Raw genomic sequence first — 26,401 nt, forward strand, 5'->3', positions numbered from 1 at the left:
CTTCCCAGATTGACTAGACGAATATTCGGTATTGTTCAGCGTTCCTGCCGTTTCATGCGCTGTTCCAGCACAGCCTGGCAACGTTCCAGAATGATCGACAAAGCCCAATACAGCAGCGCCGCGGTAATCAGCATTTCCAGATGACGGAATTCCTCACGCCCCTGCGTGCGCGCCAAAAACATCAGTTCCCAAACACCAATAACCGAGACAAGGGATGAATCTTTCAGCATGGCGATAAACTGGTTGCCTGTCGGCGGTATAATCAGTTTCATAGCCTGCGGCATAATAACCTTGCGCATTGTGGTAACCGGACGCAGGCCAAGTGCACGCGCAGCCTCCCACTGGCCACGCGGAATAGACATAATACCGCCGCGGAAAATCTCGGTCATATAAGCGCCATAGCAAAGCGAAAGCGCCATCACACCGGCAGGCACGGCATCAATCACATAGCCAAGCTGCGGAATGCCGAGATAGATAAGATAGATCTGGATCAGGAGCGGAACGCCGCGAAAAAACGACGTGTAAAAGGACGCGATAGCTACCGCAAAACCGTTTTGTGACAATTTGGCAATCGCACCGATAATTGCCAGCACAAAGGCAATCGCAATGGAAATTGCGGAAATATAAACCGTGGTAAACACACCTTGCGTTACCAGAAACGGCAGTTTTGAGAGGATAAAGCTGTAAGACAGTTGAAAACTGGCAAAGAAATACAAGGCCGCAAGCAACAAGCCAAACCAGACAACAATGGTTTGCGCACGTAACGGCAAACGGCCAACCATATTGAGTATCAGCGTGAGAACCAGCGAAGTGACGGCTGCAACCGCTATAACGCCGCCTGTCATTTGCAGCAGGCCGGCAACACCTGTGGCCGCCGCATCAGCGCCAGCTGCTATTTTCCAGTTACTCCAAAGGATAACGGCAAAGCTGATCAGGGCAAAAACACCCAGAAACCACGGCTGCTGCGTAATCTTGTTTTTTTGAACTTTATCGTAATACATGCTGATCTGCTCCCTCCCCTTATCTCTCCGCCAAAAAACAACAGGCTTCTACCCGAACATCTGACGGAAATGACAAGAAAAGCAGTCATATTCACTGAAATAACCGGCTTAATGCATTTCAAGAACTATATTTAACTGGCTAAATGTACGGAAATTTCTGAAAAAAGTTATTTTGCAAGGAGAAAATATGCAAAAACACGGCTGCTGAGCCGTCTTTATGTGTAAGGGGATTCTGCGCTTCAATCATTGATTTCATATATTTATGCGCAGCCTTATCAGGAATGTTTTGTCTGCATCGTCTCTTGATTTTAATAAACCGCCGGCATAAATTGCCCGCACAAATAAATTCAGTTTCATGAATTCCAGTTCTCAGGGCGGGGTGAAATTCCCCACCGGCGGTAACAGGCAAAGCCTGAAGCCCGCGAGCGCCTGAATATCCTGTTTCAGGGTCAGCAGATTCGGTGTAATTCCGAAGCCGACGGTCATAGTCCGGATGAGAGAGAACGGGGCTGACAGCAATGTGCCGGCGCTTTACCGTCTGCATCATGCGGTTTCTTCCCGTAGCATTTCCCAAACCCTGGGGTAACAGGCTTACACAAAGGAAGAGCACCGTTGAGCCAAATTGCCTCTGCATCTCATCTTAACCCGCGCATTCGCGGCGCGGCCTATATGCTGGCCGCCTGCGCCGCCTATGCCGGCGTGAATATCGCCACCCAATGGGCGGGCAGCCGCACCAATATCCCCTCAGTCATCATCGCTTTCTGGCAATATGTCATTGCACTTGTGCTAACCCTGCCCTTGCTGATCCGTGAGGGCGCCAGGGCTTTGCGCACCAATCATCTCGGGCTGCATATTATCCGCGTGGCACTGGCTGCAGCCGGCGTGCAAGTATGGATTTTTGCCCTTGCACATGTGCCGATCTGGCAGGTTATCGCACTCTCCATGACATCGCCATTTTTTGTCATTCTTTGTGCAAAACTATTTCTGCATGAGCGCGTTACCCAAACCCGTCTGCTCACCACGCTTGCAGGCTTTATCGGCGCGCTGATCATCATCGCCCCGTGGTCAGACAGTTATACGCTCTATTCCCTGTTGCCGGTTCTTGCTGCTGCGCTCTGGGCAGGCTATTCTGTGATGACCAAATATCTTACCAGCTTTGAGACACCGGCCAGCATCTCTGTCTATATGCTGGTACTGCTCACCCCCATCAATGCCACATTGTGGCTTGCCTCAGGCATCGGCATACCGCAAATCGCAGCGCCTGCAGCAGAAATTTGGTCTGTCCTGCTCACTATCGGCATGCTCACCGCTCTGGCACAATATTGCCAGATCAGCGCTTATTCCGCAGCCGATGCAGTCTATCTGCAACCCTTTGATGATCTCAAACTGCCGCTTAATGTTATTCTCGGCTGGATCGTTTTTGCCGCCACGCCTGCCATTAATTTCTGGCCGGGCGCCTTTTTGATTGTCGGTGCATCGCTTTATCTGATGCGGCAAGACAGCGGAAAATCAACTCATACAGCATAAATAAATATGGCGGGCAGCATAAATAAAAACGGCGGGTCTTCCCGCCATTTTCTTTCCTGCTGAATTTTCAGCCCGTTCAGTGCCCGGCGGCATCTTTCGGCACTTCACCGGGTTTGCGCATCATCATGGCAAAAAGTGCCAGCACGCCAAACATCGCCGTCAAAATCATAAACACATCTATAAAAGACATAACCGCTGCCTGCCCGCGCACCATGCCAGAGAGCTTAACCAGCGCGATATTTGCGCCATCAAGCCCTGCCGCATTATATTTTGCCGCAAGACCGGCCAGCATTTCCTCTGCGGCGCGGTTACCCTTGTTCAAATGTTCAGACAATTGCGCATAATGCAAATCACTGCGGCGCATCAGCATTGTGTTAATCACCGCAAGGCCGATAGCCCCGCCAAGATTACGCATCAGGTTAAACAGGCCGGAAGCATTTTTAAGCTGCGCCGGCGGCAGGGTGCCAAGCGCCAGATTATTAATCGGCACCATACACAGCATCATTGAACAACCGCGCAAAATCTGCGGCAACAGCAACTCATCAAAATCCCAGTCCGCTGTCAGCCCTGTCATCAGATAAGTACCGGAAGCAAAACCGATAAAGCCGATCATCATCATCAGGCGCGGATCCATGCGTGCAGAAAGAAAACCCGCCAGCGGCGCACTCATAAACATAGCAAGCCCGCTGACAAACAACGCCTCGCCAATCATCAGCGCATCATAACCGCGGATACTGCCAAGATAGAGCGGATAGAGATAAGTCAGCCCGTAAAGCCCTACCCCCATTACAAAGGAAAAGCCGGAGCCGAGGGTAAAATTAACATCGCGAAAGGCGGTCAAATCAACAATCGGCTCTTCTGCCGTAAAAACCCTGTAGAAAAATACCAGCGCCCCCGCCGCCAGCACAAGGCTCATCATGACAATATGATGATCTTCAAACCAGTCATTGCGCGGCCCCTCCTCCAGCACATATTCCAGAGAGCCGAGAAAAGCCGCCATGCCAGCAAGCCCCCACCAGTCGAATTTATCGAGCAGGGATTTGTCACCCTTGTCAAAATCAATCAAGCTCCATGCGGCAATTGCCACCAGAATACCAGGCCCCACATTGACAAGAAAAAGCCAGTGCCATGAAAATGTGTGCGACAAATACCCCCCGATTGTCGGCCCGACAGTCGGGGCTAATGTTGCCACCAGCCCGACAATGGGAGAGACAACCGAACGTTTTGACGGCGGAAAAATCGTATAAGCCGCTGCAAAAACACTCGGGATCATTCCCCCGCCGATAAAGCCCTGTATCGCACGGTAAATGATCATCTGCTCAATATTGGTCGCCGTTGCGCATAGCAGGCTGGCAAGCGTGAAACCGGCAGCAGAAACCATGAATAATACACGCGTGGATAATAACCGCCCGAGAAAACCGGAGAGCGGGATCATCACCACTTCAGCAATAAGATATGAGGTCTGAACCCAGGAAATTTCTTCAGAGCTTGCCCCAAGCCCGGCCTGAATTTCAGCCAATGATGCAGACACAATCTGAATATCGAGAATAGCCATAAACATGCCAAAAACCATTGCCAGAAAAGCAATGGCTTTTTTCGGATCAATCCTGTCTGCATTTCCGGCGCCTGCAGATGCGCCCGCTATGGTGGTTGAGGCTGTCATGACAGCAGCCCTATTCTTTTGCTGCCGCAGACTGCCCACTGCTGCCGGTGCGCGTATCCACATCCACAACAACACTTAAACCCGCGCGCAATTTGCCGCTTGCCAGTGCAGCGGCGGGAATAGCAATGCGCACCGGCACCCGCTGCACAACCTTAGTGAAATTGCCCGTGGCATTTTCTGGCGGCAGCAGCGAGAAGACAGAGCCCGAAGCCGGTGACAGGGAATCCAGCCGCCCCTCAAATTTCTCGCCATCAAGGGCATCAACAGTAAAATAAACCTTCTCGCCGCCATGCAGCCGTTTCAGCTGTGTTTCCTTGAAATTGGCATCAATATAAAGCGCGTCAACCGGCACCAGCGCAGCAATACGCTGCCCCGCGCTCACCAGATCACCCTTTTTGCCGGTCAGATTGCCGATCACCCCGTCAAACGGCGCGCGGATTGTGGTGAAAGACAAATCGCGCTGCGCTTTATCCCGCGCCAGTTCAAGGCTGCGCGTCTGGCTCTCAGCCTCGCTATATTGTGCTTTTAAAACGGCAATATTGGCCTGTGCTGCCTCAATCTGTGCCTGTGCATTGGCATCAGAAGCTCTGGCCTGTGCCAGCGCCGTTACCGCCTTATCCAGATCCGAATTGGAGACAAAGCGCGTATTATGCAATTTGGTTATGCGCTCCATGCTTGCCTGCGCATTGGCAAGCACTGCCGCTGAGGCCTGCTGTGAGGCACGCGCCTGTGTTAAAGCTGCCTCAGCTGCAAGAATTTGCGCCCGGATGCGTGCAAGTGTCTGTTGCTGGGTGGCAAGTGCTGCCTCTTTTTCGCGCAAGGCAATCTCATAATCGCCGCGATCCAGCTGAAACACCGGATCCCCTGCTTTTACCCTGCTGTTGGCGCTTACCAAGACATCCTCAATATAGCCGGTAACCTTTGGCGACATGGTCATGATATCACCCTGTATATAGGCATCATCAGTGGATACCATAAACCGCCCTGTCGTCCACCAATCATAGCCATACCATGCCGCACCTGCCACAATCACCGCCAGAAGGCCGCCGAGAATTTTGCGCTTGCGGGAGGGTTTGGCAGGCAGGGATACCGCAGCATCAGGCTTTTTCTGCCCGGCATAATCTGTGTGATCAGGCGCAGTGTCAGATCTTGCACCGTCTCCGGTCTGCGGCACACGTTTAAACGCAGCCGGCGCCACAATATGCTCTGTCTTTGCATGGTCAAATCGCGGTGCATCTTCTGCGGATGTTTCATCCGGATTAAGCTGTTCAGCGGGTTTAAGAGCGGACATGGGCGGCTTTCTCTACAAAACAGGCATAGGACGAGTAAATTTTGTCATATGGTAATCGGCGGGCGGTATTCATAAAACCGGAACCGGCAGATATAAAAAAGATAAAATAATGCAGGTTGCCGTTGTGACTGCCCCCGCAATCTGCCACATATCAAACCGATCAGTTCGATGTTGACATAGAGCAAGCGGCGCGGCATATCAATTAAAATCTTACTGATCGGTTCAAATGTTCAGGATTTCCCGCTCACATTTTATTGAAAGGAGCCAGCCAGTATGACCGGTGTCAAAAGGCTGTCCAGTCGCTGCAGTGCAGGACAGGATCCGGTAAAACGTCAGCAAATTCTGGACGGGGCACAGCGTGTTTTCCTGCATATGGGTTTTGATGCCGCCAGCATGAATGACATTACCCGTGAAGCCGGAGTTTCCAAAAGCACAATCTATGTCTATTTTGATAGCAAGGACGATCTTTTTGAAGCCCTTTGCGAGCAGCATCGCAATATCCTGTTTACCGAGATCAGCAATAATCACGGCGATAAACTCACCAGCCGCGAGAGCCTGATAGCCTATGGCATTGCACTGGTGCGCCTGGTAACATCCGATATCGTCATCAGCGCCCAGCGCACAATCCTTGGTGTTACAGAACGCAAGCCGGAAATGGGGGTGCGTTTTTATGAGCGCGGCCCGCGCCGTGGCCTGTCCGTACTGAAAAATTATATCGAAGAACTGAACAGACAAGACATTATCAAAGTGCCGGATATACAACATGCCGCCCATCAGCTGGCGGAGCTTTTTCTTGCCAGTATTTACCGCCAGCGCCTTTTTGCTGTTATGCAGGATATGCCGGACGAGGAACAGATCCGTTATAATGTGGAATCTGCGGTTGATATGTTTTTTGCAGCCTATGGCGCAAAAAATACTCCCGGATTATCAGAGGAGAAAGCCCATAATCTGCCCGCGCCGGCCAAATGATTGCAGTTGCACAGAAACAGATTTGCGCTACTCTTATATGATGCAGTTTACGTTCAGGTAATATCCGGCGGTTCTTATCCGGCTGCATCATTCATACAAGGGAGGCCGGCAAGATGACGGACAGCAATCCTGCACTCAAAAGCAGACAGACTGCCAGCATTATAACCCTTATCTATGGCCTGCTTGCCGCAGGTGCCATAGCAGGTACATTGCTTGGTGCAACCATCGCTCCGCAATGGCGTTGGCTGCATTATCTTACCAAACCGGCAGCCACAGCCTTGCTGCTTTACTATACACTCTCATTGGCAGCACCTTTTTCCGCACGCTACCGCAATGCCATTGCGCTCGGCCTTGCCTTTGCCATTGGCGGCGATTTCTTTTTAATGCTGCCGCAAGATTATTTCCTGGCCGGTCTGATTTGCTTTCTCCTCACCCATTGCGCTTATATTTATGCACTTTTATCTGATCATCTTCCTGTCAAACCGCTTATTTTCACCGGTTTTGCACTCATAGCCCTGCTGATTTTTGCCGGTCTCTGGCATACCTTGCCAACAGGCATGGCCGTGCCTGTTGCCATTTATGCTGCCGCATTGGCGCTAATGGCGGCATTGGCTGTTAACCGCGCTTTTTGCCTGCCTGCAGCCGGCAAGGCGCAACAGCAAGCTGCACAAATTGCAGCCCTTGGCAGCGTGCTGTTTGTGATCAGTGATTCCATCCTTGCTTATGGGCGATTTCGCTTTGACATTCCGCTTAATCCGCTATTCGTGCTCGGCACTTATTATGCCGCACAATGGTGCTTTGCCCGTTCAGTCACAGGAAAACCCGCATGACAGACCCGTTGCGCACCACATTTGAAACCTTGCAGGCGGCATGGCAGAAAAACCGCCCCGATGAACGCCAGCGGCGTGAGGATCTGTTGCGCCTGCGCACAGCGTTCAAAGCCAGCCTGCCTGCTATGACGGCAGCAATTTCCCGCGATTTCGGCCACCGCTCAACACATGAAAGCATGATGGCAGAGGCCATGATTGTGCTGAAGGAAATCGATTTCTGTCTGCGTCGCCTCAAAAAATGGCTGAAACCACAAAGACGCAGCGCAGGCTGGCAATTCTGGCCTGCACGGGCTGAGATCCGCTGTGTTCCGCTTGGCGTTGTTGGCATTATGTCACCGTGGAACTATCCGGTTAACCTGTCTCTCACGCCACTTGTATCAGCACTTGCTGCGGGCAACCATGTCTATCTCAAACCATCGGAACATACACCTCATACCAATGCCTATCTGGCGCGTCTTTTGGGTGATATTTTCCCTGCAAACCGCGTCAATATCGCACAAGGCGATGCACAAACTGCGGCAGCTTTTGCACAATTGCCTTTTGATCATCTGTTTTTTACCGGTTCATCGGCTGTGGGCAGGAAGGTTATGGCTGCGGCAGCGCAAAACCTCACGCCGGTTACGCTGGAACTTGGCGGCAAATCCCCTGCCCTGATCGCACAGGATGCCGATCTTGCCCGTGCCACCGCCCGCATTCTGACCGGAAAATTCTTTAATGCCGGGCAAACCTGCATTGCACCGGATTATGTGCTGCTGCCGCAAACAATGCTGGAACCCTTTATCAATGAGGCAAAAAAGCAGGTCGGCCAACGCTATGCGCAGCCGCAGGCACAAAAAGATTATACCGCAATCATCAATGCTGCACAGTATAAGCGCCTGACAGGTCTGGCAGATGATGCCGCTATCCGCAGTCATCAGATTGTGCCGCTCTGGGAAAAACGCAACGCGGCTGACACACAGGAAAATCATAGTCTTCCGCCAATGCTGATAATTAATCCGGCCGATGACAGCGCCATCATGCAGGAAGAGATTTTTGGCCCGCTGTTACCGGTAAAAACATATACTTCCTATGAAGAGGCAATTCACTTTATTACCAGCCGCGACCGGCCGCTGGCACTTTATTGCTTTTGCAAGGATCGGGATTTTACAGAAACCGCATTATCCAGAATTGTTGCGGGCAGCGTCTGCATCAATGACACGCTCTACCAGTTTGCCTGTTCCGGCCTGCCCTTTGGCGGCGTGGGCATGAGCGGCATGGGGCATTATCATGGCGAGGAAGGCTTCAAAACATTTTCCAAGGCCATGCCGGTATTATACAAATACAGCCCTGCAGTAACAGATTATCTTCACCCGCCCTACGGGTGCATGGCAGATTGTATTATCCGTTTTCTTACCAGATAAAATCTGCAGCTCTCCGCCGGCCATATGAGCGCATATGCAGGGCATAAGCGCAAAATGGGTTTGCCTGCCATCTGTATTAAACACAAATATTTAAAGCGGTTTCCGCGCATTTATCGCAACCAAAGCCGCCAAAGATAAAACCCCGCCTGATCATCTCACGCGGGGTTTTTAAAGTTTAGTTCAGGGTTTCATTTCGCTTTCTGCACCTGCATCATGCCGGTTGCACCGCGTGCAAAATATTGCGGACGATACATATCTTCCACAAAGGGAGCCGGATGCGCATAGGTTCCGGGCGTGACCGCACGAACAATATAGGCAACCGTATATTCACGGGCATCATCGCCACGGCTGTTGAAAGCTGCCACAAAACGATCACTGCGGAACTCGCTATGAGCAATTTCCGTTTCCCCCAGCCAGCCGAAATTGCTCAGATCTGCACTGTTAACAATACGTGGATTATCAATCTCAAAACCGGCAGGCAAGAGATCGGTAATCATCACCCGCGAAGGCCAGTTATTGCCTTCAGCCGCTTTCAGAACAACCACATAACGCTCATTCTGCTTAACTTGTGAAACGCTAACCTCCTCACCATCCAGCGTATAATAGCTGCGGCTGATCGTAAAACCATTGCCCCCTGCAGATGGTGCTGTTACCGGCGCCGCCACTGTGGTGATCACCGCCTCTGCCGGCTTGTCACCGCGATTGCCAAGAGCCACAGGCTGCGCCTCCAGTTCCTCACCGGTCAGACGTTCGGATAATGCGCCCTGATGCGGCTCACCATTATAGGTGAGTGACAAGTCAGCATCAGAATCGTGCAAGCCTTTGGCAGCAAGCAGCAACCAGGCCTGTTCCTGCGTGCTGGTATAGCGGGCTTTATTGCTCATATCCCCGACCATTTTAGTCAATTGCGGCATAATGGAAGGCATTGGGCGGCTTTCGGCAGCCAAGGCCAATATTGCCGCACCATCACGCAATGGCGAGCCATAATCCGCGCGTGCGGCAATTGCCTGCTCGCTCTGCGCCAGACGCAATGCCGCGGCAAAGGCTTTTTCTGAACGCTGCCCATCACCATAAAGCGCAAGGCTTGCTCCCAATTGGGCGCGCGCCAGAGGGGTTGCAAACTCTTCCAGTCGCGTATCTGCATAATAGCGCAGATCAGCAATGGATGCGCGGCGATTTCGCGACAGCACATAAAAAGCATAGGCTATCGCATCGCCGTTATCCTTGACGGAAACATCATAAGCCAGCGCATTTTGCAGATTATCCAGCGCCTGCACCATAGAATGCTGCGGCACATCAAATTTCTGCTCACGGGCGCGGGTCAGAAAATCCGTCACATAAGCATCCAGCCACAAATCGCCGCTATCTGGCGACCAGAGGCCGAAGCTGCCCGAAGATGACTGATTATTCAGCACTTTATAAATTGCGTCCTGTATACGCTTATGCAGGTCTTCCTCGCTCTCCTGCATCGTCATGCCGGCCTGTTTTGCCAGTTCACTCATATAGAGCAATGGCAAGGCACGGCTGGCAGTCTGCTCCGTACAGCCATAAGGATAGCGGTCAAGCGATGTCAGCAATCCCGGAATATCAAAACCGGCTGCGTTGGAAACATGAATACTGACAGAAGCCCCGTCCATGCGCTGTCCGGCAAGCAATTCACGGTCAATCACCAATGAGCCATTAACCGCAGCAAGGGTGATTGTCTCACGTGTTGTTTGCGGCAAAATTGCAGACCGCACCGGCAAAATCAGATCCTGTGTGATGGCAAGCCCGCTTTCATGGGTCAGCTGAACCGTCAGCTCTTCCACGCCTGCACGTTCGGCCTGCAGCGGCAGAATCAGATGGGTCTTTTCTCCCTGCGCCAATGATATGGTTGCAGGCGCCTGATCCTGCACAACAGAAACCAGACCGGAGCCGGCTACGCTGATTTTATAATTGCCGGCAGGTCCGTCCGTATTGGCAATATCCAGGCGCAGTTGTGCCTGATCATCCGGCGCCATAAATTTTGGCAGGGCAGCAGTAACAACCACCGGATCACGGATAATCACATCAGACTGGGCATTGCCCACGGCAGTTTTTGTCCAGGCCACGGCATTGATGCGTACCGTGCCGTTAAATTGCGGAATATCAAAACTGACATTTGCCTTGCCATCAGCGCCCACATCTACAGGGCCTACAAAAAACGCAACCAGCTTTTCGGTTGGCGGCGATCCCTCAATGGCCATTTGCGCACCATCACCACCGGTGCGCAAACGCCCCATAGTGCCAAGCGAACCATCAATCAAACGCCCGTAAAGATCACGTATCTCCAGACCAAGCTGGCGCTGGCCAAAATACCAACCCGCAGGATCGGCCGGCTTGTGATGGGTAAGATTGAGTATGCCAACATCAACAGCCGAGATCATAACAAAGGCCTTATCGCCGGATTTGAGGCCGCCGATGGATAGCGGAATAGTCAGAGCCTGCCGCGGTTCGGTCTTTTCAGGGGCTTCAATACGGACCGAGAGTTTGCGCGCGGCCGGATCAACAGCCAGCCAGCGTATGCCCATCGCACGTGCCGGCATGCGGTTTTCCTCAGCCTTCCCCGGCCGGTAAAGGCTGGCGGTAATATAGGCGCCTGCACCCCAGCTTGCACTGACCGGAATTTCCACCTCTGCCCCGCCGGCCGGAACCGAAACCGTTTTGGTCATCAGCAGACTGTCTGCGCCCACGGTCACCAGCAATTCACCGGCAAAACGCGGTGAGATTTTAAGTCTGGCGGTCTCTCCGTCTTTATAAAGCTCCTTATCCAGCGCCACTTCCAGCCCGTCCGGCGTTTCCGTGGAGCGGGCTTCAACATACCAGCCTGCATCAAATTCAATGCTGGTTTGCGGGCCGTCCGCATCAGCCGTTGCAACCTCAAGACGATAACGTCCCCATTGCACCGGCACCTGAATATTTCCGGCGCTCTGTGCGCTTGTGGAAACTGTGCCGCCGGCAACTTTTCTGACATAGGTGACCGGCTCATATTTCCATGCATTACCACTGCGATACCATTGATAATTGCGCTCAAGCCTGACCAGCGACCATTCCAGCCCCTCTTCATCCAGACGCTGCCCCTGCTGATTGCTGACAATAACCGAGAATTGTGCAACCGTATTTTCAGCAAGGCTGTCACTTTCAAATTCCGGTTTAATGCCAATCATCGCACTCTCGGAAGCAATCGGCAAAGTGAGTGTGCGCTCCACGGCCCGCCCGCCGCCTTCACGCATGCGCACCACAATATCGGCATTAAGGCGCTGTGTTGTAACCGGCAGATCCTCAAGAAAAACAGCAATATCAGCCCTGCCCTTGCCGTTCAGGGCTGGCAGGTTATCCAGCGGAATACGGCTATCTTCCGGCTGCTCTTCATCTGCAAGGCCAAAAACATATTTCGGAAACAGCTCCCATATGCGTGTCGGGCGGATATTCACCTCACCTTCAAGGGTCAGCCCTTCCGCCGGAGCGCCATAAAGATAGCGGCCATCCGCATGAATAACAGCTTCTTCTCCGGCGTGAATTTCCTTGGCATCTGAAGTCAGATCAAGCTCTGTGCGATCAGGCACAAAATCTTCCACCAGAAACTGTTTTTCAGCCAGCGGCTCAGCTTTCGGATCACTCAAAATGCGCAATGTCCATGTGCCGCGCATGGCATTTTCTTCCAGCGGCAATTCAACCGCATGGCCACCGGCTGCCTGCGATGTGCTGACAATGGCACGATCCTCCACCCCGTCCGGACGCAGAAACGAGAAAGTGAGCGGCAGATTTTCAACAGCTCTGGCCGCATTGTCGCGCACCAGCGCCGCAGCATGAACAGTCTCCCCAGTGCGGTAAATGCCCCGTTCCGTCCAGCCATAAACATCCAGCGCCCCCGGAGCCGGACGCCCCGTCACACCACGATCCGAAAGATCGAAGCCTGCGCGTTTCATATCCAGAAAGACATAATCCTCCCCGCCTTCTGCCCCCTTGGAGCGCGCGGTCAGGATTGCCGGTGTCATAGCCGCAGTACCGCGCATCAAACCGGCGGTAAAAGTGGCGCGGCCGTCACTGTCGGTTGTCGCCGTGCCCAGCACTTCATTATTGGTTGCCAGCAATTGCAGCTCAACGCCTTCCAGCGGCTTGGCGGTTGCAAGCGAGCGGGCAAACACATTAAGCCCGTCTTCTCCGGCAAAGGTTGCAAGACCGATATCCGAAACCAGAAACCATTGTGTGGCCTGCGCCGTCCAAAATTCCGATCTCTCCCCCTCGCCTTTGGCAGTCATGACATAAATGCCGGGCTTGCGCTTTGGCAAAGCCTCATCCACCGGAAATGCCGAGATAATTTCCTTGTTCAGATCGCTTTCAACATCAAGCTTGCCGGTATAAACCTTTTCTCCAAGCGTATTAACAATCTGCGCTGTGGCATAGCCATCCAACTGCCCGAAAAAGCTGATCCCGTCCATAGCCCGGGTCAGTGCCCGCTCACCAACGCGGTAAATCTCCAGATCAATGGTTTTCACATTAATACTGACAAGCGGAATACCGCGGCGCATAGTGCTTGGCAGCACAAAGGCATCACCGTTAAAACGCACAGCCGGCGCGCGGTCACGTACATAAACATTCAGCGCCACCGGCGTTTCAATCATTTCGCCAATGGCTGCAGGCAGGCCTGCACGCAAACCGATACGGTAATTTTTACCATGTTGCAGACCCTCAATACATATTTGCCGGTCTTTGGCTTCCACACCTTTCGGGCTTGCATCATCCACAGTTACAAAAGAAGCATAATCAATGCCGCTCTTCATCAATGCTTCTGAAAACTGAATGCAGATACGCGGACTGGCGCTATCGCTGTCCACCGTATGATCCAGCACACGAAAACCCTTGCGCGCGCGCAATTCCTCATAAGCGGCGCTGACCGCGGCAGAATTCTGCACAGCAAGGCTTGCTTTATAAGTATCAATCGCTGGTCGGAAATAATCCCGCAATTCCAATGCCTTTGCCAGATTGCTCAGAGCCTGCGCACGGTTTGAAACCGCATTGCTCAACTGATAAGCAATTATAGCTGAGGCTGTGGCAGCACGGCGCTGCTGCCAGGATGCATCTTCCCCTTGTGCCACAGCCAGTGTTGCGCTGCTCAGCCCCTGCCAGACGGTGCTGTTTTCTTTTGCAAGCGGCACAAGACGGGCAAATTCATCAGCCGCGGCAGAAACATTGCCCGCTTCATAATTTTTCCGGGCATCCCGCAATAATTTGGCAAAATCACCGGCAGGCTTTTCAGCATTATTGAGCTGATTGCGATAGGTGCGCGCTTCATCAAGCAGGCTTGCCGGCACAAATTTAAGCGGAGCTGGCGCACCAAGTGTTGCCTCTGCAGCGGCTGCATCAACAATTTTACCGGCAACAGCGCCTTCAAAAACATTAAGCTGCTTATAATCCGTTTTCAAAAAACACCATTGCGCCTTCACATTATAGGTAAAAGCGCGGCACTGCTCATCCTGCAGGCAGATATTTTGGCACGCATCCAGGCTGACATTTTTCTCGGTGCGCAGGTCAAAGCCCGGATAATCAGCATCCTGCGTGGTTTCTATCATCCTTGTGCTATTCTGCCCTCCCTGTGCCAACAGAGGCTGAGAAGACAAGACAAGTGCTGCAGACATGATAAGGCCAGTAAAGACGGCACGCATCGACATCGGGATTCTCCGGTCAATTAAATATAAAACAGCATGAAACTTGTCCGCACTGTCTTGTCAAGAGAAGGCTGATAGCAATACCGGCAGGCAAATAAGCTTTTAAATAGACAAATAAATGTAAATTGCAGCCCTGCCGCTCTCAATATCATATCCGGAATAAGCGGAATATCCGGATGCATTTGCAGTGTGATAAAAACAATCAGAGCGGCTCCGGCTATTTTGATTAACCGGAACTGCTCTGATCAAATTCCGGCAATGCAAAATTGCTGTATTACAATACGAAACAATTTTACATGCACAGAATATGACTTGATAAATATACTAAAGCACTTTCGGCGCTTCTGCTTTATCGAAACCGCATTAACGGAACAGGATCAACGACTTTTCAAAAGTTGTCCACACGCCCCAGGCAATCGGAATTCCAACCGCCAGCCATGCCAGTGCCGCTTTCATATCCAGTCCGCCTTTACCAATGCCAAAAGATCCGCCGGCGCCGCTATCCTCGGCCTTGGTTGCCGCCTGCAGCTTTGCCACTTCTTCTTCAGACATGAACCATTTATCAGACAAAGGCCGGATGAAAAAATTGGCGATCAGGCCAAGCGCCAGCATACCGGAAAGAATATACATCGTATAATCATAGACCTGGGCGCGCGGCACACCGGCAGCGATCTGAAATTCGCGGATATAATTGACCACCACAGGCCCGACAATACCTGCCGTGGCCCAGGCCGTTAAAAGCCGTCCGTGAATTGCGCCCACAAATTGCGTACCAAAAACATCGGCCAGATAGGCAGGAACGGTGGAAAACCCGCCGCCATACATGGAAAGAATAATGCAGACCATGACCACGAATAATGTGACAGACCCCATATGTGCCGCTGTCGGCAAAAGCATATAAAGGGCAATGCCAAGCGCAAAAAATGTATAATAAGTCGCCTTGCGCCCGATCCGGTCTGACAGGGATGCCCAGAAAAACCGCCCGCCGATATTGAACAATGAGATAAGACCGGTAAATCCGGCTGCAATTGCTGCAATGGCTACTTTTTGTTCAGAGCTCAATTCCGTAAAGGACAATCCGTCCTGCCCGATCAGCTTGCCGCCAAAAATTTCCTGCAACATCGGCGAGGCCATACCGATCACCCCGATACCGGCAGAAACATTCAGGCACAACACTGCCCAGATCAGCCAGAATTGCAGTGTTTTATGAGCATCGCGCAAATGTACATGGCGCGTTGTAATCATGGTTTTCTTTGCCGGCGGCGCAACCCAGCCTTCAGGCTTCCAGCCGGCCGGCGGAATACGATAACCAAAGGCCCCGCCCATCATAAATACAAAATAACCGGCAGCCATAACCAGAAAAGTCTGCCATACGCCAATCGAATCCGGTGTCTTGAAATATTCCATCAGCAAATCTGCCAGCGGAGCGCCGATCATCGCACCACCGCCAAAGCCCATAATTGCCATGCCCGTTGCCATGCCGCGCCGGTCCGGAAACCATTTTATCAAAGTGGAAACCGGCGAAATATAGCCAAGCCCAAGGCCAACGCCGCCAATAAAGCCGGCTCCCACCCACATGAGCCATAATTGATGCGTCATCACGCCAACAGCGGCAATCACCATGCCGCCACACCAGCACAGAGCAGAAACAAAGCCGGCCTTGCGCGGACCGACCCGCTCCAGCCACCCGCCCCATAATGCGGCCGAACAGCCAAGCAACACAAAAAACAGCGTATAAATCCAGCCAAGATCTGCCACCCGCCAATTACAGCTGGTGGTAAACAAGGCTGTAAAGAGGCTCATATCAGCACAAGCGCCAGTTGCAGCCTCCGGCAATGCACGGCTGAGCGGCAGCCAGAACACGCTAAACCCGTAAGCCATGCCGATACAAAGATGAATTGCCAAAGCCGCCGGCGGCACCAGCCAGCGGTTAAATCCGGGTTTTGCTATGATGCGCTCCCTGTCCAGAATGCCCGGCCCGTGCAAACTGCCCAGCGTCTGATCACTCACTGCCATTATAAAGCCCTCCCTTTATATAGTTCTCCTGTCTGCAGACAAGCCGCAGCCTGCCCTCTCCCACGGGCAATGTTGAATTTTCAGGCAAAATATATTGCTGCCGCCACGTCCATCCGGCTTGATCAAAACCGGATGGAACCGCCTCTTATGAAGCGGGGCGTTTTATATACGGGGCTGCAGCCACAACCAAAGGGTGCAACCCCTCGCCGCCTGCATCTAACAGCGCAAAAAGCTGTGTACGCATGCGGGGTTCCCAAAACATATTAATATGTTTAGCCACATTTTCAGCCTGTCCCTCGCCGGGTTGCGTGGCAAAAAAAGTGGCAATCTGTGAGGCCATCATCGGAATACGGCTGCGATATTCACTCATGATCAACCCGCCGTTTCCAGATTATGCGCAATGCGGCGGCTCTGTTTTGTATGCGCCTCATAATCACGCTGCCATTCAGACGGGCCGTTGGAAGCACTGACCTGCACTGCAGTTACCTTATATTCCGGACAATTGGTTGCCCAATCAGAAAAATCCGTGGTCACAACATTGGCCTGTGTGCCGGGATGGTGGAAAGTTGTATAAACCACACCCGGCGACACACGATCGGTAACCAGCGCGCGCAAGGTTGTTTCTCCCGCACGGCTGGCAATTTTCACCCAGTCGCCATCACGCAGGCCGCGCATCTCCGCATCATGCGGATGGATTTCCAGCCGGTCCTCCTCATGCCATGCCACATTGCCGGTACGCCGTGTCTGCGCCCCGACATTATATTGCGAGAGAATGCGCCCTGTGGTGAGCAAAAGCGGAAAACGCGGGCCTGAACGCTCATCCGTTGCCACATATTCCGTGCGGATAAACTTGCCCTTGCCGCGCACAAAACCATTAATATGCATAACAGGCGTGCCAAGCGGCGCCTTTTCATTGCACGGCCATTGTACTGAGCCCTCCCGCTCAAGAAGATCATAGGACACACCGGCAAAGCTTGGCGTTGTCATGGCTATTTCATCCATAATCTGCGACGGATGAGTATAATTCCAGCCAAGTCCCATTGCACGCGCCAGATTCTGCGTCACCTCCCAATCCGCATAGCCGTTTTTCGGTGTCATCACCTTGCGCACACGGTTAATCCGGCGCTCGGCATTGGTAAAAGTGCCATCTTTTTCAAGGAAGGTAGAACCCGGCAGAAATATATGGGCGTAATTTGCCGTTTCATTCAAAAACAAATCCTGCACAACCACGCATTCCATAGCCGCAAGGCCGGCGGCAACATGGCGCGTGTCAGGATCAGACTGCAAAATATCCTCACCCTGAATATAAATGCCCTTGAATGTGCCCTCCACAGCCGCATCCAGCATATTGGGAATGCGCAATCCTGGCTCATTTTCCAGCGTCACACCCCAGACACTTTCAAAAATTTCACGCGTGGCAGCATCAGAAATATGTCTGTAACCCGGCAATTCATGGGGAAACGACCCCATATCGCAGGAGCCCTGCACATTATTCTGCCCGCGCAGCGGGTTAACCCCCACACCTTTGCGGCCGATATTGCCGGTTGCCATAGCCAGATTGGCAATAGCCATCACCGTGGTGGAGCCCTGGCTGTGTTCCGTTACACCAAGCCCGTAATAGATAGCACCATTACCGCCGGTTGCAAAAAGCCGTGCGGCACCGCGCAAATCCTCCGGCGGCACACCGGTGAGCTCTGCAATTGCTTCAGGGCTATGGCGTTCTTCGCTCACAAATTCCGCCCAGTCCTGAAACTCGTCCCAGTCACAACGCTCCCGTATAAACGCTTCATTGTAAAGGCCTTCTGTCACAATCACATGTGCCAGCGCCGTTACAACCGCCACATTGGTGCCGGGGCGCAGCGGCAAATGAAAACTTGCCTCCACATGCGGCGAGCGCACCAGATCAATCCGCCGCGGATCAATCACAATCAGCTTGGCGCCCTGCCGCAGGCGCTTTTTCAGACGGGAGCCAAAAACCGGGTGTCCGTCTGTCGGATTGGCACCGATGACCAAAACCACATCGCTGTGTTCCACACTGTCAAAATCCTGTGTGCCTGCCGAGGTGCCAAAAGTCTGGTTCAAACCATAACCGGTAGGAGAATGGCAAACACGCGCACATGTATCGACATTATTATTGCCAAAACCTGCACGGATCAGTTTCTGCACCAAAAATGTCTCTTCATTGGTGCAGCGTGAGGAGGTGATGCCTCCGATAGCGTTTTTGCCATATTGCTTCTGCAGGCGTTTAAATTCTCCGGCAGCGCGCGCATAGGCCTCCTCCCAGGAGACTTCCCGCCACGGATCCGTAATTTTTTCACGGATCATCGGCTTGAGGATGCGGTCTTTATGGCTGGCATAGCCATAGGCAAAGCGCCCTTTAACACAGGAATGGCCACGATTGGCCTTGCCGTCCTTATAAGGCACCATACGTACCAGTTCCTGCCCGCGCATTTCAGCCTTAAAGGAGCAGCCAACACCGCAATAGGCGCAGGTTGTGACCTTGGAATGCTCAGGCTGACCGATTTCAATCACCGATTTTTCTGTCAGTGTTGCCGTCGGGCAGGCCTGCACACAGGCACCGCAGGACACGCATTCAGAACCCAAAAAGCTCTCATGCATCCCGGCAGAAACACGCGAATCAAAGCCCCGCCCCTCAATAGTCAGCGCAAAAGTGCCCTGCACTTCCTCACAGGCGCGCACACAGCGCGAGCAGACAATACATTTGGAAGGATCATAGGTAAAATAAGGGTTGCTTTCATCTTTGGGCAGCCATTTTGCATTCAATGCGCCGTCATTGCGCCCCTGCCTGAAAACATGGTTGGCGCCATCCTGGCCATAGCGCACATCGCGCAGCCCCACAGCACCTGCCATATCCTGCAATTCACAATCACCATTGGCAGCACAAGTCAGGCAATCCAGCGGATGATCGGAAATATAAAGTTCCATCACCCCTTTACGCAGGGATTTGAGGCGGCTGGTTTGGGTATGCACCACCAGCCCCTCAGCCACCGGTGTTGTGCAGGAAGCCGGCGTGCCGTTGCGCCCTTCAACCTCCACAAGGCACAGGCGGCAAGAGCCAAAAGCATCCAGCATATCCGTTGCGCAGAGTTTGGGAATGCTGATTCCCGCCTCCATGGAAGCCCGCATGATCGAAGTGCCTTCCGGCACGCGCACCACATGGCCGTCAATTGTCAGCGTCACCATGTTTTCTGAATGAGAAACAGGGGTACCGTAATCTTTTTCCTTGATCAAAGACATGAGAAAACCCTCCTATTCCGCTGCCTGTGCCAGATGCCGGTCAACAGGTTGCGGGCGAAAATCCTGCGGGAAATGTTTAAGCGCACTCATCACCGGATAAGGCGCAAATCCGCCCAGCGCACAAAGGGAGCCGAATTTCATTGTCTGGCAGAGATCGGTCAGAATTTCGATCTGCGTGTCACATTCAATACCGGCTGCCAGCCGGTCAATCACTTCAACCCCGCGGGTTGAGCCGATGCGGCACGGTGTGCATTTTCCGCAAGATTCTATGGCGCAGAATTCAAATGCAAACCGCGCCTGTTTCAGCATATCCGCCTGATCGTCAAAAACAACCAGACCGGCATGGCCGATCAGGCCATCTTTGGCTGCAAAAGCTTCATAATCAAACGGCGTATCAAACAGGCTGCGGGAGAAATAAGCCCCGAGCGGCCCGCCAACCTGCACCGCCTTGACCGGACGTCCGGTTGCGGTTCCCCCGCCGATAACCTCAACAATTTCACCCAGCGTCAGGCCAAAAGCGGTTTCAAACAGCCCGCCATATTTAACATTACCGGCAATCTGTAACGGAATGGTGCCCCGTGACCGCCCCATGCCAAAATCACGGTAAAAATCCGCACCCTTATCCATAATCACCGGAACAGAAGCGAGCGAAATCACATTATTAATCACCGTTGGCATGCCAAACAGCCCTTTATGAGCAGGAAGCGGCGGTTTGGCGCGCACAAGGCCGCGTTTGCCTTCAAGGCTTTCCAGAAGTGCGGTTTCCTCACCGCAGACATAGGCACCGGCACCGGTGCGCACCTCCATATCAAAGGCAAAATGCGAACCCATAACCGATGCGCCAAGTATGCCGGCCTTGCGGGCAATCGCTATGGCCTGCTGCATCATGGCAATCGCATGAGGATATTCCGAACGCGTATAGAGATAGCCCCGCGTGGCTCCCACCGCGATACCGGCAATAGCCATCCCCTCAATCAGCACAAACGGATCACCTTCCATGATCATACGATCAGCAAAAGTGCCGCTGTCGCCCTCATCGGCATTGCAGACAATATATTTACGCGGGCTTTGCGTATCGTGAACCGTCTTCCATTTGATCCCCGTCGGAAAACCGGCGCCACCGCGGCCGCGTAAGCCGGAATCCGTAACCTGCGCCACGATTTCCGCAGGCTGCATGGCAATAGCCTTTTGCAAGCCCTTCAATCCGTCATGGGCGCGGTAATCCTCCAGCGACAAGGGATCAGTCACACCGCAACGGGCAAAGGTCAAACGGGTTTGTTTCTTTAAAAACGGGATCTCTTCTGTCAGCCCCTGACAAAGCGGATGCGCAGCGCCCTGCAAAAAGCCACTGTCAAAAAGCGATGTAACATCTGAAACATCAACAGGGCCATAGGCCACACGCCCCTGATCCGTCTCCACTTCCACCAGCGGCTCAAGCCAGATCATCCCGCGTGAGCCATTGCGCACCAGCCTGATATCCTCGCCCCGCCGCACAGCCTCCTGTGCAAGCGCAGCCGCCACCTCATCGGCACCAAGGGCAAGCGCTGCAGCATCACAAGGCACATAGATTTTCACACTCATGCCCGCGCCTCCGCAATTATCTTCTGTGCTTTTGCCTCTGTAAGGCGGCCAACCGGCCGGTCATCTATTTGCGCGGCAGGCGCACAGGCACACAGGCCAAGACAATAAACCGGCTCCAGAGTAACTTTGCCGTCAGCAGTCGTCTGGTGCCAGCCAATGCCCAGCAATTTCTGCACTGCTGTGGCTATCTTATCCCCCTCCATCGACTGGCAGGCCTCGGCGCGGCACAGGCGGATCACATGGCGCCCTGCAGGTGCCGCACGAAAATCGTGATAGAAAGTCATGACACCATGCACTTCCGCGCGCGACAGGTTGAGCACCTGCGCAATCAGCGTCAATGTTTCTGCGGGCACATAGCCAAATTCTTCCTGTATGGCATGCAGGATCGGCAATAGCGGCCCTTCAACGGCCTTATATTCATTGATAACATCTATTGCCCGCGCGAGCGTATCAGAACCCGGCACTGTCTTTGCAACGCCGTTACCACTGCGCTTTTGCTCCGGATATATGCCTGACATGAATATCAAGCCCTCCTGTCACCTTTTATTTTTATCCCCAATCTAGAACAGATCAAAACTAAGCACCAAGTTCAATAAGCGAAATCCGTCAAGCGATAGAAAAAATCAATCACATCGAAATCATCATCTGCCTGGAGAGTGCCCTTGCCTCATGGAGCAGGGCGGCGATCAGGGGGGTATGGGGTTCACGATGAGCAGCAATCAGCCCCACACTGTGGCTCGCCTGCGGCTCGACAATGGGAATGGAGCGGATCGGCTCGCTAAAGCCGAGAATATGTGTCAGATTGAGTGGCATAATGCTTGCCCATTTGCCCGTGCGGATATGAGAAAACAGCACAATCATGGAATTGGACTCAAGCGTTGGCTGCACATTGACACCCGCCTGCTCCAGATGCTGGTTTATGATGCGCCGGTTTTGCATATCTGTGGTCAAAAGGCAGAGCGGCAGATTGCCGACCTCGCTCCATGTGACGCTTTCACGCTCTGAAAAGCGGCTGCCTGCCGATGTGATCAACTGATACCGCTCCCGATATAGCGGCACCGCCGTTACCTTTCCAAGCGGCTCATTATCCAGATAACTGATACCCGCATCTATATCAAAATTATCAAGCGCGGCCAGCACTTCCACCGAGGTGCGGGAAATCACCGTAAAAGTGACATCCGGATGTTTTTCACGAAAGGGTGTCGTTAATTGCGGAACCATCGCCAGAGCTGTGGGAATAGCCGCAATGCGGATATGCCCGCCAAGGCCGAAGCGCGCTGCACGCATTTCCTCTTTCATGGTGCGTGCATCACCAACAATGCGGCGCGCCCATTCCAGCACCCGCAAACCTTCCGGTGTCAGCCCCTGAAAACGCGAACCGCGCTGCACCAGCATCACCCCCAGCATATCCTCAAGCTGGCGGATACTGGCAGAAAGCGTGGGCTGCGTGATGCCGCAATCTTCCGCAGCGCGCCCGAAATGCTTTTCCCGCGCAAGGGCGATAAAATATTCAAGCTTGTCGATCATGGTGTTCCCCGTTATTTTTAACCAGTTATATGCAGCAAAAGACCTCCGGCACAATCTGTAGCACAACCGGTTATGCTTTGATCATGCCTGCCCGGCAGGCGGAGACGGATTTTGGATAAAGCCCTGAAACCTTATAAACATCCTGTTTCTGTCCGGCTGATCATGGCGCTCACTGGCACCGCCGTTTTTATCAGTGTGTTTTTGGCAAGCCTTCTTATTCTCGACAAGGCTTTCCCGCCCCCGCTGGAGATTGTCCGCCACACATCCAAAGAGGTGCTGGATCGTGATGGCAGGCTGTTACGCGCTTTTGCAATTCCGTCAGGCCATTGGCGGCTTGCCGCAACCAGAGAGGATGTTGACCCGCAATTTATTGCAATGCTGATTGCCTATGAGGATCAGCGTTTTCGCAGCCATGCCGGTATTGACCCGCGGGCAATGTTGCGTGCTGTTATTCAGCTTGTGCGTAACAGGCGTATTATTTCCGGCGGCTCCACCTTGTCCATGCAGGTTGCACGCCTGATTGAACCGCGCAGCGAACGCTCGCTCACTGCCAAGCTGCGCCAGATGTTGCGCGCCCTGCAGATTGAGCGCCGCCTCAGCAAGGATGAAATTCTGGATGCCTATCTTACCCTTGCCCCTTTTGGCGGGAATCTTGAAGGTATTCGTGCGGCAAGCCTTGCTTATTTTGGCAAGGAACCACGCCGCCTCACCACATCCGAAGCCGCATTATTGATTGCCTTGCCGCAATTGCCGGAACGCCGCCGCCCGGATCGCTACCCCGATAATGCCCGCACCGCGCGCGATCGTGTGCTGAACCGGCTCACCGTTACAACACTGCTCGGCAAGGATGAGGCAGAGCGCGCCGCCCGTCTGGCTGTGCCCGCACATCGCCTGCCCTTGCCGGCACTGGCTGCCCATGTAAGTGAGGCGGCTTTGCGCCAAAATCCCGCAGCCAATATGCATCATGTCTCACTGAAGCGCTCCGTGCAGCAGGCACTGGAAACCGTGGCACGGGATGCAGCCAAGCGGCTTGGCCCTAAAATTTCTGTTGCCATGGTTATGGCCGATGCAATGAGCGGCGAAATTATCGGGCAGGTCGGCTCATCCGATTATTTCGATTCCGGCCGCAGCGGCTGGATTGATATGACAGATGTGCAACGCTCCCCCGGCTCCGCGCTCAAGCCCTTTATCTTCGGACTGGCCTTTGAAGATGGTCTGGTGATGCAGGGAACCATTATTGAAGACCGGCCAACTAATTTTTCCGGCTATCGCCCGCGCAATTTTGATATGAATTATCAAGGCGATGTAACCGTGCGTGAGGCTTTGCAGCTGTCGCTCAATGTGCCATCCGTCCGTCTGCTGGATAGTGTGGGCGCAACAAGGCTGATGGTGCGCATGCGCCGCGCACAGGTTAAAACCACATTGCCGCCGGGGGAAAGCCCGGGGCTGGCAATCGGCCTTGGCGGGCTTGGCATCAGCCTCAAAGATCTGGTGCAGCTCTACACTGCGCTATCCAATCGCGGCAAGGCGGTTATTATCTCCAATGGTGTAGACGGCCGCTGGCAAAATGGCAGTCCGGCAATCAGTGGCGAGCCGTTGCTGCAACCAGCAGCCGCATGGCAGGTGGCCGATGTGCTGGCAGGGGTTAAGCCTCCGCTTGGCAGCCTGCAACGCGGCCTCGCCTATAAAACCGGCACCAGCTATGGTTATCGTGATGCATGGTCAATCGGTTTTGATGGCCGCTATGTGCTGGGCGTTTGGGCCGGCCGTGCCGATAACAGTGCCGTGCCCGGCCTGAGCGGCTATGGTTCCGCCGCTCCGATCCTGTTTGAAGCTTTTGCAAAATCCGGTGTCGGTTTTACCCCTCTGGCACCGGCGCCTGCAGGCACAATGCGGCTGGCACAAGCGGAGTTGCCGATTTCTCTGCGCCGTTTTACCCCTCATCTCTCGGCTCTTGTAAGCGCTTCCGTGCGGGAGCCGGCGCCGCAAATCCTCTATCCGCCGGAAGGCGCCCGCATTGAGCTGACCAATAAACAAGACGGCACAACAGCACCGCTCGCACTAAAAATGCAAGGCGGCCGTGCGCCTTTTCTCTGGCTGGCCAATGGCAAACCACTGCCAAAAACCTCACGCAAACGCACCGGCCTGTGGCAGCCGGATGGTGCGGGCTTCTCCACCCTTACGGTGATTGATGCGGCAGGACGTGCTGCAAGCGTTCGGATTTTTATCGACTGATGACAGCGCATTTTGCCCCTGCCTGACAGCTTAACATCAATCTTGCAGCTTTATATCAGCCTTTTAAAACCTTGTTTCGGGCGTGGTTTTTACCACGCCTTTGCCACTTTTTATGTGCCGGAACCACAATAGCCGCGCCGCAATGGCGCGATATTTTCGCTTGATCGATTCCGAAAATACAAGCCAGATATCACTGTACATACAATGATAAATATAAACATATATTTATCTGCGATAGTTTTATTTGTTAAAATTAAAAATTACGCAAAATTATCCTAATAATTATGAATTCATAGATTATTGTTTCTTGTTATCGCAGCCCGTTCTGTGAAGAATGGGATCATACGCATTGCCGCCCTCCCGATGGAGAAAACCGGCAGGCGTTTGGAGAAATAATTTGACGCTGATTTCGCGTCTCATCAAACATAAAAGGAAAACAGCAATGTCGTTGTCAGATATCGCCCGCGTTAGAACCTTAATTTCGCGCCGCACCGGCATGAAAATGATGCTGCTTTCCGCTGTTGCCATGAGCGTTGCTCTTGCCGCTCCGCTAACGGCTCAGGCCGGGGAAAAAACTGTTAAAGTCGGCATTATGGGCGGAGAAGATGAAGATGTCTGGAAAGTTGCCGCAGAACAGGCAGCCAAAAACGGATTGAAAATCGAAACCGTTGTCTTCAATGATTACACCCAGCCCAATGAGGCGCTGGAGCGTAAGGAGATTGATGCCAATGCTTTCCAGCATGAGCCTTATCTGAATGAACAGATCAAGCAGCATGGCTATAAAATCTCGGTTGTCGGCTATACGGCGCTCTGGCCGATCGGCATTTATTCCCGCAAGGTTGAAAAGCTTGAGGATCTTAAAGAGGGCGCCATTGTCGGTGTGCCCAATGACCCCACCAATGAAGGCCGCGCCCTGCGTGTGCTTGAAAGCAAAGGGCTGATCAAACTCAATCCGGATGCCGGTATTCTTGCAACCCCGATTGATATTGTTGAAAATCCAAAGAAAATCGAGATCAAGGAACTCGATGCCGGCGTTGTCGGCCTCTCCATTGATGATCTTGATGCTGCGGTGGTCAACAATAACTGGGCGGCAAAATCGGGGCTTGATCCGGTCAAGGATGCAATCGGCTGGGAATCCAAGGAAAACAATCCTTATCGCAACTTTATCGCTGTGCGCACGGAAGACAAGGATGCTGACTGGGTAAAACCGCTTGTGGCTGCATTCCAGAATGAACCGGTCAAGGCCGAGCTCGACCGCGCCTATAAGGGCACCGGCATTCCGGCCTGGGAATAAAAGCTGGTTTTTGCATCAGCTTATCCTGTAATGTAAACGGTCCGGATCTTCCGGACCGTTTTGCACTTGAATTTGCATCTTTTAATTGAACAAAAACCCGGGGATAAAGTGGTTACTTCAGC

Annotated in this window: 16 protein-coding genes and 1 riboswitch; of the genes, 6 read left to right on the forward strand and 10 right to left on the reverse strand. The window is 53.0% G+C overall.

Annotated features, from left to right (window positions below; genetic code table 11):
* Window positions 1-35: 35 nt before the first annotated feature.
* On the reverse strand, window positions 36-1,001 hold the full coding sequence (locus tag ACSTTO_RS03185; RefSeq protein WP_439271690.1) for an amino acid ABC transporter permease: 966 nt from the start codon (window positions 999-1,001) through the stop codon (window positions 36-38).
* Between the two features lie 361 nt (window positions 1,002-1,362).
* A riboswitch (FMN riboswitch) is annotated at window positions 1,363-1,510 on the forward strand.
* Window positions 1,511-1,613: 103 nt separating this feature from the next.
* On the opposite strand from ACSTTO_RS03185, the gene ACSTTO_RS03190 reads away from it, so the two are divergent.
* The gene (locus ACSTTO_RS03190; protein ID WP_439271691.1) at window positions 1,614-2,528 is read left to right on the forward strand and encodes a DMT family transporter; all 915 of its coding nucleotides are present in this window, start codon (window positions 1,614-1,616) and stop codon (window positions 2,526-2,528) included.
* A gap of 76 nt (window positions 2,529-2,604) precedes the next feature.
* Here ACSTTO_RS03190 and ACSTTO_RS03195 read toward each other — a convergent pair whose 3' ends face one another.
* Both ACSTTO_RS03195 and ACSTTO_RS03200 read right to left on the reverse strand, forming a co-directional pair.
* Window positions 2,605-4,191: a DHA2 family efflux MFS transporter permease subunit gene (locus ACSTTO_RS03195; RefSeq protein WP_439271692.1), complete on the reverse strand. Its 1,587-nt coding sequence runs from the start codon at window positions 4,189-4,191 to the stop codon at window positions 2,605-2,607.
* Between the two features lie 10 nt (window positions 4,192-4,201).
* On the reverse strand, window positions 4,202-5,482 hold the full coding sequence (locus tag ACSTTO_RS03200) for an HlyD family secretion protein (RefSeq protein ID WP_439271693.1): 1,281 nt from the start codon (window positions 5,480-5,482) through the stop codon (window positions 4,202-4,204).
* Between the two features lie 273 nt (window positions 5,483-5,755).
* Between ACSTTO_RS03200 and ACSTTO_RS03205 the strand changes: the two genes are divergently transcribed.
* The 3 genes from ACSTTO_RS03205 (at window position 5,756) to ACSTTO_RS03215 (ending at window position 8,681) form a co-directional block, all read left to right on the forward strand.
* On the forward strand, window positions 5,756-6,451 hold the full coding sequence (locus ACSTTO_RS03205) for a TetR/AcrR family transcriptional regulator (protein ID WP_439271694.1): 696 nt from the start codon (window positions 5,756-5,758) through the stop codon (window positions 6,449-6,451).
* 113 nt (window positions 6,452-6,564) lie between these two features.
* The gene (locus ACSTTO_RS03210) at window positions 6,565-7,281 is read left to right on the forward strand and encodes a lysoplasmalogenase (protein ID WP_439271695.1); all 717 of its coding nucleotides are present in this window, start codon (window positions 6,565-6,567) and stop codon (window positions 7,279-7,281) included.
* Window positions 7,278-8,681, forward strand: coding sequence for a coniferyl aldehyde dehydrogenase (locus tag ACSTTO_RS03215; RefSeq protein WP_439271696.1), 1,404 nt, complete (start codon window positions 7,278-7,280; stop codon window positions 8,679-8,681). The genes ACSTTO_RS03210 and ACSTTO_RS03215 overlap by 4 nt, the downstream gene beginning before the upstream one ends.
* Window positions 8,682-8,869: 188 nt before the next feature.
* Here the strand turns inward: ACSTTO_RS03215 and ACSTTO_RS03220 are convergent, their stop codons facing one another.
* From ACSTTO_RS03220 to ACSTTO_RS03250, 7 genes are all read right to left on the reverse strand, one after another.
* A complete protein-coding gene (locus tag ACSTTO_RS03220) occupies window positions 8,870-14,371 on the reverse strand; it encodes an alpha-2-macroglobulin family protein (protein ID WP_439271697.1) in 5,502 nt (1,833 codons plus the stop codon).
* 360 nt (window positions 14,372-14,731) lie between these two features.
* Complete coding sequence (locus ACSTTO_RS03225; protein WP_439271698.1) at window positions 14,732-16,384, reverse strand: OFA family MFS transporter; 1,653 nt, start codon at window positions 16,382-16,384, stop codon at window positions 14,732-14,734.
* 145 nt (window positions 16,385-16,529) lie between these two features.
* Complete coding sequence (locus ACSTTO_RS03230) at window positions 16,530-16,754, reverse strand: formate dehydrogenase subunit delta (RefSeq protein ID WP_439271699.1); 225 nt, start codon at window positions 16,752-16,754, stop codon at window positions 16,530-16,532.
* 2 nt (window positions 16,755-16,756) lie between these two features.
* Entirely contained in the window at window positions 16,757-19,642 is a 2,886-nt protein-coding gene (gene fdhF, locus ACSTTO_RS03235; protein WP_439271700.1) for a formate dehydrogenase subunit alpha, read from the reverse strand.
* A 12-nt stretch (window positions 19,643-19,654) separates the two neighbouring features.
* The gene (locus tag ACSTTO_RS03240) at window positions 19,655-21,223 is read right to left on the reverse strand and encodes a formate dehydrogenase beta subunit (protein ID WP_439271701.1); all 1,569 of its coding nucleotides are present in this window, start codon (window positions 21,221-21,223) and stop codon (window positions 19,655-19,657) included.
* The gene (locus ACSTTO_RS03245; RefSeq protein ID WP_439271702.1) at window positions 21,220-21,741 is read right to left on the reverse strand and encodes a formate dehydrogenase subunit gamma; all 522 of its coding nucleotides are present in this window, start codon (window positions 21,739-21,741) and stop codon (window positions 21,220-21,222) included. Before ACSTTO_RS03245 ends, ACSTTO_RS03240 begins: the two co-directional genes overlap by 4 nt.
* A gap of 109 nt (window positions 21,742-21,850) precedes the next feature.
* Entirely contained in the window at window positions 21,851-22,750 is a 900-nt protein-coding gene (locus ACSTTO_RS03250) for a LysR family transcriptional regulator (protein ID WP_439271703.1), read from the reverse strand.
* A 162-nt stretch (window positions 22,751-22,912) separates the two neighbouring features.
* Here ACSTTO_RS03250 and pbpC point away from each other — a divergent pair, with 162 nt between their 5' ends.
* Together pbpC and ACSTTO_RS03260 are read left to right on the forward strand one after the other, a co-directional pair.
* Window positions 22,913-24,985 (forward strand): penicillin-binding protein 1C, encoded by a 2,073-nt coding sequence (gene pbpC, locus ACSTTO_RS03255; RefSeq protein ID WP_439271772.1) that lies wholly within the window; start codon window positions 22,913-22,915, stop codon window positions 24,983-24,985.
* Between the two features lie 442 nt (window positions 24,986-25,427).
* Window positions 25,428-26,279, forward strand: a complete 852-nt coding sequence (locus ACSTTO_RS03260) for a MetQ/NlpA family ABC transporter substrate-binding protein (protein WP_439271704.1) — start codon at window positions 25,428-25,430, stop codon at window positions 26,277-26,279.
* Window positions 26,280-26,401: the final 122 nt, after the last annotated feature.

The sequence above is a fragment of the Pseudochrobactrum albidum genome, from assembly GCF_051851455.1.
GTDB lineage: Bacteria > Pseudomonadota > Alphaproteobacteria > Rhizobiales > Rhizobiaceae > Pseudochrobactrum.